11 protein-coding genes are annotated in these 12,716 nt (G+C 61.2%); 7 read left to right on the top strand and 4 right to left on the bottom strand.

The features are described from left to right. Positions 1–16 precede the first annotated feature (16 nt). Entirely contained in the window at positions 17–868 is an 852-nt protein-coding gene (locus AC2LD7_RS05575; protein WP_484596863.1) for a putative selenate ABC transporter substrate-binding protein, read from the bottom strand. A 273-nt stretch (positions 869–1,141) separates the two neighbouring features. On the opposite strand from AC2LD7_RS05575, the gene AC2LD7_RS05570 reads away from it, so the two are divergent. The 3 genes from AC2LD7_RS05570 to AC2LD7_RS05560 all read left to right on the top strand — a co-directional run bounded on the left by AC2LD7_RS05570 (position 1,142) and on the right by AC2LD7_RS05560 (position 3,025). Beyond that, positions 1,142–1,462: a hypothetical protein gene (locus AC2LD7_RS05570; protein WP_484596862.1), complete on the top strand. Its 321-nt coding sequence runs from the start codon at positions 1,142–1,144 to the stop codon at positions 1,460–1,462. 171 nt (positions 1,463–1,633) lie between these two features. Continuing rightward, complete coding sequence (locus tag AC2LD7_RS05565) at positions 1,634–2,692, top strand: M4 family metallopeptidase (protein ID WP_484596861.1); 1,059 nt, start codon at positions 1,634–1,636, stop codon at positions 2,690–2,692. Positions 2,693–2,701: 9 nt separating this feature from the next. Then, complete coding sequence (locus AC2LD7_RS05560) at positions 2,702–3,025, top strand: protealysin inhibitor emfourin (RefSeq protein ID WP_484596860.1); 324 nt, start codon at positions 2,702–2,704, stop codon at positions 3,023–3,025. Between the two features lie 782 nt (positions 3,026–3,807). On the opposite strand, the gene AC2LD7_RS05555 is transcribed toward AC2LD7_RS05560, so the two are convergent. Genes AC2LD7_RS05555 through AC2LD7_RS05545 form a run of 3 tightly spaced genes read right to left on the bottom strand, consistent with a single transcriptional unit; the run spans position 3,808 to position 7,642 of the window. After that, the gene (locus tag AC2LD7_RS05555) at positions 3,808–4,437 is read right to left on the bottom strand and encodes an FMN-dependent NADH-azoreductase (RefSeq protein ID WP_484596859.1); all 630 of its coding nucleotides are present in this window, start codon (positions 4,435–4,437) and stop codon (positions 3,808–3,810) included. 30 nt (positions 4,438–4,467) lie between these two features. Further along, a complete protein-coding gene (locus tag AC2LD7_RS05550; RefSeq protein ID WP_484596858.1) occupies positions 4,468–6,561 on the bottom strand; it encodes a protein-disulfide reductase DsbD family protein in 2,094 nt (697 codons plus the stop codon). Positions 6,562–6,595: 34 nt separating this feature from the next. Beyond that, positions 6,596–7,642 (bottom strand): TlpA family protein disulfide reductase, encoded by a 1,047-nt coding sequence (locus AC2LD7_RS05545; RefSeq protein ID WP_484596857.1) that lies wholly within the window; start codon positions 7,640–7,642, stop codon positions 6,596–6,598. A 160-nt stretch (positions 7,643–7,802) separates the two neighbouring features. On the opposite strand from AC2LD7_RS05545, the gene pdxR reads away from it, so the two are divergent. The 4 genes from pdxR to AC2LD7_RS05525 all read left to right on the top strand — a co-directional run bounded on the left by pdxR (position 7,803) and on the right by AC2LD7_RS05525 (position 12,666). Next, positions 7,803–9,209 (top strand): MocR-like pyridoxine biosynthesis transcription factor PdxR, encoded by a 1,407-nt coding sequence (gene pdxR, locus AC2LD7_RS05540; RefSeq protein WP_484596856.1) that lies wholly within the window; start codon positions 7,803–7,805, stop codon positions 9,207–9,209. 315 nt (positions 9,210–9,524) lie between these two features. Next, positions 9,525–10,412: an NAD(P)-dependent oxidoreductase gene (locus tag AC2LD7_RS05535; RefSeq protein WP_484596855.1), complete on the top strand. Its 888-nt coding sequence runs from the start codon at positions 9,525–9,527 to the stop codon at positions 10,410–10,412. After that, a complete protein-coding gene (locus AC2LD7_RS05530; RefSeq protein WP_484596854.1) occupies positions 10,409–11,191 on the top strand; it encodes a hydroxypyruvate isomerase family protein in 783 nt (260 codons plus the stop codon). Before AC2LD7_RS05535 ends, AC2LD7_RS05530 begins: the two co-directional genes overlap by 4 nt. A 128-nt stretch (positions 11,192–11,319) precedes the next feature. After that, on the top strand, positions 11,320–12,666 hold the full coding sequence (locus AC2LD7_RS05525; RefSeq protein ID WP_484596853.1) for a spinster family MFS transporter: 1,347 nt from the start codon (positions 11,320–11,322) through the stop codon (positions 12,664–12,666). Positions 12,667–12,716 lie beyond the last annotated feature (50 nt).

Here is a 12,716-nt window from a genome sequence, read left to right as displayed (position 1 = left end):
GGCAATGATTTTCGGATCACTTCAACAAACCAGCGGCGCGTGCAGCTTCCTCTATGCCTTCGTAGTTTTCCGGACGGGTCTCGATGAAGCGGCTCGCCGCCTGCAAGTCAAGAATCTTCTTGTGCTTGGGGTTGTTCGGATCGAGGGCGAGAAACGCCGTCTTGATCTTCTCGACCAGCGCCGGATCGAGGTTGCCGCGCACGGTCCAGTTGTAATCGTAGTAGGGCGGTGTGGTCGAGATTACCCGAACCTTGTCGGTATCGACTTTGCCGGCGGCAACCAGTTTGTCCCAGACCGAGGCATTGAGCACGCCGGCGTCGGCCTTGCCAGCCTGAACCCAGGCTGCGGTGGCGTCATGCGCGCCGGAATAGGCGATGCGCTTGAAGAACTGCTCGGGATCGATGCCATCCCTGATCAGGAAGTAGCGCGGCATCAGGCTGCCCGAAGTCGATGACACCGAGCCGAAGGCAAAGGTTTTGCCCTTGAGGTCCTGCAGCGTCTTGATCTCGGGATCGGCGGTGATGAATTTGCTGGTGAATTTCTCGTCCTGCTCGCGCTGCACCAATGGGATCGCATCGCCGGTCTTCAAGCGGGTCTGAACGAAGGTGAAGCCTCCCAGCCAGGCCAGGTCGAGGCGGTCCGAAGCGAGAGATTCGACCACGGCGGCGTAATCGGACACCGGCGTGAACTTCACCGGCATGCCCAGTTGTTTTTCGAGGTATTGACCCAGCGGCTCGAACTTTCGGATCAGTTCGGTCGGCGCTTCGTCGGGGATGGCCGACACGCGAAGAACATCGGCGGCATGAGAGGTAGTAAAACTGAGGGATACGGCAAGGCCGACAACGGCTGCCAGGGTGCGCTTTAACATTGTGGTTCTCCGGTTCAAAAGCGGAAAAAGCGCGCGGATTATAGAGGTAGAGAGGGGCGCTCAGGCAAATTGCTTCGCGCTGGCTTGGCAAGCGTCTAAGGGGATTGTGAGAAACCCCACGCCCGTTGGGCTGTATCGAGTCCCTGGCCATGGGGCGGATTGGTGGTATTTGGCCAAAAGGAACAGTGTCGGCGGACTGTCATAAAAATATTTTTGTGATTCAGATCTCGGTTGCATAGAATCGCCGCCTTTCATGGATGATGGCTTATTGCTATGGAACGAAAGCAAGACAAACGGACGCTTCACGCCCTTCGCAGACACATCGACGAGATGCTCGCTGCGGGTGCGCTGATCACCGCGCGCGATCCGGTGACAATACTTACGGACGGCAAAACCCTGAAAATTCAGCACGGCATGCTGGTCGGCTATTCCGGCTTCGTGGATATGGTCGAGCCGATCGTCGATCACGAGTGGCCAGATGCTCTGCGCCAGATGGCAATCGACCTCTGCCTTCAGCAACTGGATCAGGCAATCAGCGCCCTGGAGAACAACCCCGTCTCCACCGAACTGAGCCATGCGGCGAACGACAGCTGAAGCGCCAGAGCCGTTTCAAATCGGGTCGACGGAGTCGTAATGCCCCGCCGGGTTAATCATCTTGCGTCCTTGCTGATGCAAAAGAGTCCCGGACCAGGAAACGCAGCTGGCAGGACTTGATCAGATGAATATGGGTGCAAGCCGCACCCGTGTCGTTTGAAGGGGCTCTCCATGCTTGATCAGGTCATGCGCTACGGCTTCATTCCGCCCTACATCCTCAACCGCATCATCGATAACGGCTCGCAGCGCCAGCGCGAGCGAGCGCTGGGGACTCTGAGCCACGTACGCAATCTGCTGCCCAACCCGGGCCCGCCGAATCGCCAACCGATGGCTAGCGTGTTGCCGGAGCACGGTCAGCCGGGCGAACCGCGGCGCAGCATTCACGATGCCCAGCAGCAGATGGCGTTGCCCGGCGTGTTGGTACGCAGCGAGGGCCAGCCGCCGATAGCCGATGCCGCGGTTGACGAGGCCTACGATGCGCTTGGTACGACCCACGAGTTCTTTTGGAAGGTGTTCGATCGGGATTCGATCGATAACCGCGGTTTTCCGCTGGTCGGCACGGTTCACTACGGTGTGGATTACGAGAACGCGTTCTGGAATGGCGCGCAGATGGTGTTCGGCGATGGCGACGGGGAAATCTTCAATCGTTTTACCTTGTCGCTAGACGTAGTCGCCCACGAACTGGCGCACGGCGTTACCGAAAGCGAGGCCGGACTGGTTTATTTCAATCAATCCGGGGCGTTGAACGAGTCAATGTCAGACGTGTTCGGCGTGCTGGTCCGGCAATTCAGTCTCGGACAAACGGCGGATCAGGCCGACTGGCTGATCGGCGCCGAGCTGTTGACCGACAAGGTGCAGGGCGCCGCACTGCGCTCGATGGCCAATCCCGGCAGCGCCTACGACGACCTCCTGCTGGGCAAGGACCCACAGCCGGGACATATGCGTGACTTCATCGATACCCGCGACGACAACGGTGGTGTGCACTTGAACTCAGGTATTCCCAATCGCGCTTTTTATCTCGTCGCCGTAGCCATGGGTGGCTATGCCTGGGAAAAGGCCGGGCGCATCTGGTATGACACTCTATGTGATCGTCGCCTGGCCAACGATGCTGATTTTGCCGCGTTCGCCCGGCTCACCATTGAAAACGCTGTGACCCGTTTTGGCGCAGGCAGCGGCGAGGTTCAGGGCGTCGAACAGGCCTGGGCGGACGTCGGCGTGATTGCGAACTGAGGAGGCTCCATGAAACAGCTACCGGCACTGGGGAACGACACGACCGTCCGGCTTTCGCGGCAGGGCGGCTTTGCAGCATTGCAGGTGCTCAGCCGTCCGCGCGAGATCGACTTTTCCAACTGCAACGAGCAGCAACGCGGGCAGATCTGTTCCGTGCTGGAGGGTTGCCTGCCATTGGCAACCAGCAGTAGCGGGCAGGGCGATCGACGCTATTACCAGATCGAGTTGCGCTACCGGCAAAATGAGCGCGACGACGAGATGGTCCTGCAGGTCCCGGAAGAGCAGGCGCCCGGTGAGCTGGTGCGGCTTTGGGACAAGGGCGAGGTGATTTGAGTTGCACAAGCTCCGTGTCGCGCGCCCAGTCGACCTCGCGGAAATAGCCGAACCCGCGTTGTTGATCAGGATGTCGATCGGGCCGTTGGCAGTCGCCGCGGCCCACAGCGCGTGTGCGACATCGGGCTGGTCGAGATCGGCGGTGATGATCTCGACGCCTGTCACCGCAGGCTCCACCCAAAATGGCTTAAGGCTCTTGGCCAAGCGGACATACAAACCTATCAGTTGCGCTCGGTCGTCTCAGTCAGACGATCTGGCCGACGTCCTGATGCGCTGCGACTCTAGGTATTGCTCGCCTAGCAAGACAACCAACCCGCTCAGCACGATGATGACGGTGCCGATGCAGCTCCACAGATTCGGCAGCTCGGAAAAAAGCAGGTAGCCCAATAGGGCCGCACCTCTTCCCGTGCCACCAGCATGAGGCGCTCCTGATCAGCTTGTGCTTGTGTTGTTGTCAGCCTTGTTCCGCATCGAAGTCAACAGTCACTTCGCCCGCTCCATCAACGGACTGCCAACGCAGGGTCGATGTTCGGATGAATGTAGGATGGCCAACTGATCGAGGCGTACCGCAGCATACTGTGCATTTTGAAAATCGTTCCTGTCTGTTGCTGCAATTCGGCCGGAGAGCGTGCCCCCTTGATCAGTAGGTGTTCCTGTCTGCAATCCGTCCAGAAGCAGACGCTCGCCACGGCTAGTGATTCCAATAAACAAGGCAATCTGGAGCTGTATTGCACAGCTGATGACGGCGACAGGTTATGGACGCGTCTGTAAAAGCTACGCGCTTAACAAAACAGCGCATCGATATATGAATTAGCTCGTTTGACGGCTTCATCAAATTTGTCGCCGCCGATAGCCGTGTATTCCAGGCTGACCGTCGTTACGTCGTGGATGCCCAGCATGCCCAGTATTTCGGTCAGGTAGGGCTCTTGGAAGTTCATGTGTGCGTAGGCTCCGCCTGCGTCATAACCATGGCCGCCTCGCACAAGCAGCAGATACGCTTTCTTGTCATGCAGCAGGCCGGCATAGGGGCTGCCCGCTGTGCCGGGTACCAGGCGGGTGGTTATTCCCATCCGGATGATTTGGTCGATGTAGGCTTTCAGCGTACTGGGCACCGACAGGTTGTGCATGGGGCAACCGATCACGATCTGTGTGGCTTGCTTCAGCTCGCTCACCAGCTCGTCGCTGAGCGCCAACGCGGCTGTCTGTTCACTGTTTCGCATCTCAGCCGGAGTGAAAGCGGCCTGAACCCAGCGCTCGTCGACGTGTGGAATCGGCTGGTTGCCCAGCTCCCGGTAGACGATTTCGCCGCTCGGGTATCGAAGGTGCCAGAGACGTACGAAGCGTTCCGTCATTTGCCGACTGTACGACGCACTGCTCTGCGGGCTGGCGTTGATGACAAGCAATTGATCCATGATGACCCCTTGGTGTTTCTATGGTCGGAATTACCGTTGCACCAGTTCGAGCAGCGAGCCCGGTCCGAGAATCTGAGGCAGCACCTGTGGTTCGGCTTCACCCGCTCCGTACCACAGGTACAGCGGAACGCCGGAGCGACCGTGGCGTTCGAGGAATGCGGTGATGACAGGATCGCCAGTGGTCCAGTCGCCCCGCATCACTTCAACCCCGGCCGCGGTGAAAGCCTGGGCGGTCGCGTCCCGGTTGATGGCGACTTGCTCGTTCACTTTGCAGGTGATGCACCAGTCGGCTGTGAAGTAGAGAAACACTGGCACCTTGTCAGCGCGTAGTTGGGCTAGCTGCTGCTCGTCGAAGACACGCCGCTGCATGTCCGAAGCCGGCGCGGTCTGCCCTGATACCTGGCTCCAGCCCAGGCCGAGCGCCAGAACCAATGCAAGAGCAGCGGGTAACCAGGCGTTGCGTTTCTGTTTCTGCTGCCGCAGCCCAGTCAGCCAGAGCCCGAGTGCAAGCAGCATGGCGCAGCCCAGGGATACGACCAGCGCATTGGCCGGGACCTGATGGCTGAGTACCCACAGGAGGGCGAGCGCGGTGAGGAACATCGGCACCGCGAGGAGGCGGCGCAAGGTTCCCATCCAGGCGCCGGGTCTAGGCAAGCGCCGTTGTAGGGAGGGTATAAATCCCAGCATCAAGAAGGGTAACGCGATCCCGAGGCCAAGCCCGGCGAATATCAGCATGGCTGCGGCAGTCGGTAAAACCAGCGCAGCGCCCAAGGCTGCTGCCATGAACGGCCCGGAGCAAGGCGTGGCAATGAAAGCCGCGAGTGCGCCGGTCCAGAATGCGCCACCGGCGCCGCTTTGGCTGGTTAGCTTGGCGCCGGCATCGATTGCTGCCAGCTCGAACAACCCAGCTAGATTGAAAGCGATGGCCGTGGTGAGCAACATCAGGGTCAGGATCACTCCGGCATTCTGCAGTTGGAAGGCCCAACCGACTTGGCCACCAGCGGCACGCAGAACGAGCAGAACGGCGCCCAGCAAGACGCACACCAGCACCACACCGCTGGTATACGCCAAGGCGTCGCGACGAGCTATGGCCGGGCTGATGCCAGAGTGCGCCAAGCTCATGGCTTTGAGGCTGAGGATGGGAAAGACGCACGGCATCAGATTCAGCAACAGCCCGCCGGCAATCGCCCCGGCCAGCGCAAGCAGGATGATGCTCAAGCTGCTGTCTGACGTGCTATCGGGCGCGCTTGTCAGGCCGCCGCGTTTCGCGTCTATATCCAGACCCAGGCTATCGCTCAGTTTCAGCGTGGCCTGGAAAGCATCGGCTATTTGATCTCCCACGCGCGTTTCAACAATCAACTCATCGCCGCGTTGCTCGATGCGTTGAGGGGCGGCGTTATCGATCGCACCCTTGGTTGCGGAAAACAGATGGGGGGCTTGGGTCGATACGCTGGCTGGAAGGGGCACGCGAAGGCTTAGGCGATCGCCCTCTACGTCGAAACTGGCCGGCGCGGCCAGCGGCCGGGGCAGCGCCTGGCGCCAACTGGCGAAGCGGCCTGCAATGTCAGGCGTCTGGTGACCGTCACCAACGTGCAAGGTTGTGTTCAGCGAGGCGCGCTCAGGGACGCAGGCGTCATACCGACAGGCTAGATATTGCATATCCACACGGATCGGCAATGCGGTCCCGTCTGGCAAATCGTCGTCGAGGGTCAAGTCTACGAGCAGCGCGTAGGGGTGCTCGTATACATGGTTCATCAAACCTTCGATCAACAGTGTTTGCGGCAACGGATACGCTGGGTCGCTAACCGTTACACCGTCCGGCAGATGCCAGGTGAACTTGGCCGGAAGGCCGACATCGCCTGGTTGCTTCCAGTAGCCATGCCATTCGCCCTGAGGCTCCATGAGGATCGCCAATGTCGTGGTCGATCCAGATGAAGGCGCGTCGGTTGAAGCGATCAGCGACGAGGCGATCAACACCTCGTCAGGACCAGGCATCTCGGCTGCGACGCCAGGCAGGCTGATTGCGCACAGGCAAAAGCAGAGCAGGAGCCTTTTTAGCGAGAGCAGTGGCATGCGGTTCCTGAGGAAGATGTCGAGTAGATAAAGAAGAGGAGGCGTCGTCATGGCGCCTCCTCCCGGAGCCACGGGGCGAAACAGGTCAACGTAGCGCCTTGACGGCCGCTTTGAGATTGCCGTCCTGCGGTTTGATGATAGTGGCGACACGGCCTTGCGCATTCAGGAGCACCACCGTCGGAATGTCCCGAATATCGAAGGCGCGGAACAGCTCGTCTTGCTCGTCGAGCGCTAGCGGCAGGGTGGTGGGCGTGGTGTTCTTGTAGTCTTGCAGATCGCTGGCTGAAACCCACAAGCCTGAGGAAACGCCCAGCCACTCGATATCGCTTTGGCCCATCAAGCTATCCACATCCTTGCGTACGCGTAGGCAGGCCTGGGAGGTCTCGGGGCGGCTTTTCTCGAGATAGGATTCGCACCACGGCGCGAAGAACACCAGGGCGCGCGGCTTATCGGCCTTGCCGAGCTGCACCTGATCGCCGTCCAACGTCTCGATGTTCAGGTCGGTTACGGTGTCGCCGACGGCGAACTGAGGCGTCTCGGGGGCTGCGTTGGCCTGCGAGCGACTGGCGGACGCCGTTTGCTCTGATACGGCACGCTCCAGCGCGGCATGCAGCGCCTGGTCATCAAGGTGACCGATATGGGATATCCGCCCATCTCGGCCGATTACTACGTGTTGAGGTGTGACCCGTAGGTTGAGGTCCGCCGCAAGGCTGCCGTCATCGATCACGATCGGCATGGTCAACTGATGCTCCTTGCGGTATGCGCGGATCGAATCAATGTCGTCGCTGAATCCGGTGTTTACCGCAATGACCTGCACCTTGTCGCCCATCGTCTGTTGCAGCTGCTCGAAGCCGGGCATCTGCTGGCGGCAGGGCACGCACCAGGTGGCCCAGAACTTCAGGTAAACCGGCTTTTTCCCGTACAGCTCAGCCAGATCGATCTTTTTTCCATCGATGGTTTCCAGCACGGCAACCGGCCCAGGCTGTCCGATCAGCGAAGCGCCGGCAGTACGTGCCCGCCGCTCACCTTCATCGTCCAGACTGTCATCGGCGTGAGCCAGGTGGAGTGCGCTACCGAGCACGAGCAGGGCCGCGAATTGCTTGATGAATGAGAGGAGAGACGGTGATGGCAAGGGGGAGCTCCTTGGCCCGGATGGGCATGAATGGGTCGTGCTAGCGCTGCATCATATGGGTTAAAGGTGCAATAAAAAGGCCCATGAATAGCAAATCCGACTGTACCATCGGTGCGCCTGATGTTGATTTCTCCTGTTCATCAATGCCGGTGAAGGCTGCATGAAAGATTTGCGTATTGAACTCAACCGCGAGGCGGGGCTTTCTCTGGTTGAGCAAATCGTTGGAGCCATCGGCAGATCGATCGGTGAGGGGCATCTGTATGCGGGTGCCCGCTTGCCGTCCTGGCGGGACCTCAGCGTTCAGCTGGGCGTTGCTCGCGGCACCGTGCGGGCGGCTTATGAACGACTGATCGACGAACAGCTGATCGTCTCCCGTGGCGCTGCGGGTACTTTTGTCGCGCAGCCGTTGCCTGCGCCCCGACCGACAGACCCCAGCAGTCTGCGCTCGCCATTGCCGGACTTCTACCAGCATCCATTCAGCAATTCACCCATGGTGTTTCAAGCGGGTATTCCCGCGCAGGACGTTTTTCCCTACAAGGTGTGGTCACGCATCGCCGCGGGCGCGGCCCGCCAGGCCGCAATGGCACCGGTAAGCTACCCGGACCCTCGCGGAGAGCCCGGTTTGCGGACCGAGATCGCCGCCTATCTTGCAGTGGCGCGAGGCGTCATCTGTGCGCCAGAGCAGATCGTCATCACCTCGGGCTACTCTGGCGGCCTGGGGCTGATCCTGCATGCGCTCGGTTTGCGGGGAAAGACGGCGTGGATGGAAGAGCCCGGCTATCCAATGACACGAACGGCGCTTTCCATGGCGGGTATCGAATCGATACCGGTCAATGTTGACGAACATGGGCTGGACGTCGAAGAAGGTATCCGGTGTGCGCCGAATGCGGCGTTGGCGGTCGTCACTGCGGGACAGCAGGCACCTCTGGGAGTGACGTTGTCACTGTCGCGGCGCCTTCGCCTTCTGGAGTGGGCGGATGAGAACGGCAGTTGGATCATCGAAGATGACTACCTGAGCGAGCTTCAGCTTGCCGGTCGGGCCGCTCCAGCGCTTGCCTCTCAGGATCGTTCAGGCCGGGTCATTCACATCGGCACTTTCAGCAAGACGATCAATCCTGGCCTGCGTCTTGGATTTGTCGTAACGCCAACATCCTTGGCAAACCGGGTCGCGGATACAGCGGCTGCGCTGGCACCCGCTGCGTCGATCGCCAGCCAATGGGCGCTCGCAGAGTTCATGCGCAAGGGTCACTACCTGCGCCACCTGCGCAGGATGAAGCGCACCTATAACGCCCGGTTGGTTGCTTTACAGCGTGCCTTGAGCGTTCCAGCCACGACCGAGGCGATGGCGGGGCTGGCGTTGCTGCTGCATCTGCCTCAAGGCACCGACGACGTTGCCATCAGCCAGCAGGCATTGGCATTCGGGCTTGCACCCTTACCGTTATCCATCTGGTATGCCGACGCCGCGCAGGCCCGAAGCGGCTTGCTGCTGGGCGTCACCAACGTTCCAGATGAAGGCATCGAGGATTGCTGCAGGCGTCTGGTTCAGCTCACTGAAGCGCTTATATAGGAACGGAAAAAGCCATACCGTAGCGCGCTCGACCTGTACGACCTGCTCCAATGACGGACCGTGCCGGCCCATCGGCAACGAAGGCGAAAAGCAGGTTCGTAGCTAAAAAGTCTCCATGGCTTTGCTGATCGCTTCGATGCCTAAGCGTCTGTTTCAGCGGCCTCGCGGTATCGCTCGTACCCAGAGACTGGAAAAGTTGAACTTGCATTGCACGGACCCCAGCGAGCCTGCTCTATCCGCCGTGACATGGCCGCCAGCAGCGCGATGGCTTTCGCGGCGCTAGAATCGGCTCTCCCTCATTCCAGGAGCCAAACCATGTCCGAACTGCCTTCCATTGCCTTCGCCGGCATCGGCCTGATGGGCCTGCGCATGTGCCGCCGGCTAATTGCCGCGGGCTATCCGCTGACGGTATGGAACCGCTCGCCGGAAAAATGCGTGCCTCTCGTCGAGATCGGCGCGCGGCAGGTGAATAGCCCCGCCGAGCTTTGCGCCGCAGCCGATACCGTCCTGCTGTGCCTGGCCGATACCGCGGTGGTGCGCGAAGTGGTGTTCGGCAGTGATGGCATCATCGAGGGCGCGCGGGCGGGGCAGGTGCTGGTAGAGCATTCTAGTCTGGAGCCAGCCGCCACCCGCGCCATGGCCGCCGAGCTCGAGTCACGCAGCGGCATGCGCTGGGTCGATGCGCCGGTGTCCGGTGGTACGGCGGGTGCGGAGGCAGGCAGCCTGGCGATCATGGCCGGCGGGCGCGGCGAAGACGTGGAGCGGGTCCGTCCGGTCCTGATGCAGCTGGGCCAGCGCCTGACGCACATGGGCGAGATCGGCGCGGGGCAGGTGACCAAAGCCTGCAACCAGATGATCGTGGCTTGCAATGCGCTGGTGATTGCCGAAGTCGTGGCGTTAGCCGAGCGTTCCGGGGTCGATGCCAGCCTGATCGCACCGGCGCTGGCCGGCGGTTTCGCCGACTCCAAGCCACTGCAGATTCTTGCGCCGCAGATGGCCGCCAGCGAGTTCGAGCCGGTCAAATGGCATGTTCGTACCTTGCTCAAGGATCTCGATACCGCCGTGCAGCTATCCCGCGAGGAAGGCAGCGCCACGCCGATGACCGGGCTAGCCGCGCAGCTGATGCGCCTGCATGGCAGTCAAGGTCATCTCGAGCAAGACCCGGCCACGTTGGTGGCCATGTACCGGGAGCAGGACCAATGAAGATTGCCGCCAACCTGTCCATGCTGTTCTGCGAACTTCCTCTGGCAGAGCGCGTCATGGCGGCTCGGATTGCTGGCTTCGATGGCGTGGAAATACAGTTTCCCTATGAACTTCCGGCGATCCGCCTCAAGGAATTACTCGAGCGCGCCGGTTTGCCGCTGGTGCTGATCAACCTGCCAGCGGGAGATTTCGCGCAGGGCGGCCCCGGCCTGGCGGCGGTACCGGCGCGCCAGGCCGAGTTCGACGCCGCGCTGCAGGAGGCGCTTGCCTACGCGGCCATGACCCAGCCAAGTTGCGTCAACGTGCTGCCAGGTCGGCTGGCCGATGGCGTCGATCGCGACGAGGCGCTGGACACCTTGGTCGGCAATTTGCGCAAGAGTGCTGAAGCCTTTGCATTGCTCGGTATCCGGGTCGTGTGCGAGGCGATCAATCCGCTGGATATGCCGGGCTTTCTGATCAACACACCCGAGCATCTGAGCGCGTTGCTGGAGCGCGTCGATCATCCAAATTGCCAGGCTCAGCTGGACCTGTATCACATGGCGCGGCAGGAGCTGGACATCGCCGCCGGCATTCATCTTTTGGGGTCGCGCATCGGACACGTGCAATTCGCCGACTGTCCCGGTCGCGGCGCACCCGGCACCGGCGCGCTGGCGTTCGAGCCACTGATTTCGACATTGCAGGCGGTGGGCTACAGCGGCTGGCTGGCGGCAGAGTATCGGCCCAACGGTCAGGACACCGCAGCGAGCCTGGGTTGGCTGGCGGAATGGCAGCAGCGCTGAGGTCGCCGCATTGTCCGGCATAAGCGGAAATGATGGTGACAGACAGACGCGCAATAGAACTCTAGAGTCAGCGACGAAAATCGGTCGGGGAAACGACCGGTGTATAACAATAAATCGAGAGCGACGTCATGCAGCCATCCACCCAAGCCGCGAACGCCTGGCGCGTCCTGTTCCTGCTATTTCTGGCCAATCTGTTCAATTTCTTCGATCGCACCATTCCGGCGATCATCGCTGAGCCGATCCGCTTGGAGTGGAATCTCAACGACTTCCAGCTGGGCCTGGTTGGCACCGCGTTCACCATCATCTATGCAATCGCCGGGGTGCCGCTGGGGCGAATGGCCGATACCGGCTCGCGCCGCAAGATCATGGGCTGGGGCCTGACCGCTTGGAGCGGGCTGACGGCAGTCAATGGCTTCGCCTGGAACTTCTGGAGCTTTCTGCTGGTGCGCATGGGCATCGGCATCGGCGAGGCCAGTTATGCACCAGCGGCCAATTCACTGATCGGCGATCTGTTCCCAGCGCACAAGCGTGCTCGGGCGATGGGCATTTTCATGTTGGGTCTGCCGCTCGGTCTGTTGCTGGCGTTCTTCACCATCGGGTCGATGGTCGAGCATTTTGGCAGCTGGCGCGCGCCGTTCTTCATCGCGGCGGTTCCAGGATTGGTGCTGGCGTTGTTCATTTTCTTCGTCAAGGAGCCCCAGCGCGGCGCGGCGGAGACGGTAAAGGTCTCTCAGGAGCCCGTGCAGCAGCCGGTGCGCAAGGTGCTGGCGATTCGCACCTTCTGGTGGCTGGTGCTGGCCGGGCTGGCGTTCAACTTCGCGACTTATGCCTGCAACGCGTTCATGGTGCCGCTGCTGATGCGCTATCACGGCGTGCCGCTGGTCGAGGCCTCGGTGGCCACCGGCGTGATCGTCGGGCTCACCGGCCTGATCGGGTTGACCTTCGGCGGCTGGGTTGCTGACAAGATCCATCAGCGTTTCGCCCGCGGCCGGCTGATTTTCGCCGCGGCGAGCATGGTCATCGCCACGGCCGCCACCGGTTATGCGTTGTTGGCAGGGCGCATCGAAGTCGGTGTGTTCGTCGCGGTGTTCAGCATCGGCTGGCTGTTCTCCTACAACTTCTATACCTGCGTCTACACGGCGATTCAGGATGTGGTCGAGCCGCGCCTGCGCGCTACCGCCATGGCGTTGTTCTTCGCCGGCCTGTATCTGCTCGGCGGCGGCATGGGCACCGTGGTGGTGGGGCTGCTGTCGGATCACTTTGCCGAGTCGGCGATGCTCGCGGCCGGTGCCGCCGAAATGACCGAGGCCTTCCGCGCCGAGGGTCTGCACGGGGCGATGTATCTGATCCCGGCGTCCCTGTTGCTGACCATGGTCTTCCTGTTCCAAGCCTCGCGGACCTTTTGCCACGATTCGCAGCGTATGACCGATGGCATGAGCCTATCTGCCAGCGAGGCCGAGGCCGCACTGGCCTGAGTCATTCCAATGCCCGCTACGCGCCGGCCAGGCGTTGCTGCGGGCACTCG

It is taken from the genome of Stutzerimonas sp., from assembly GCF_982611455.1.
This window is presented reverse-complemented; position numbering and strand designations above follow the sequence as displayed.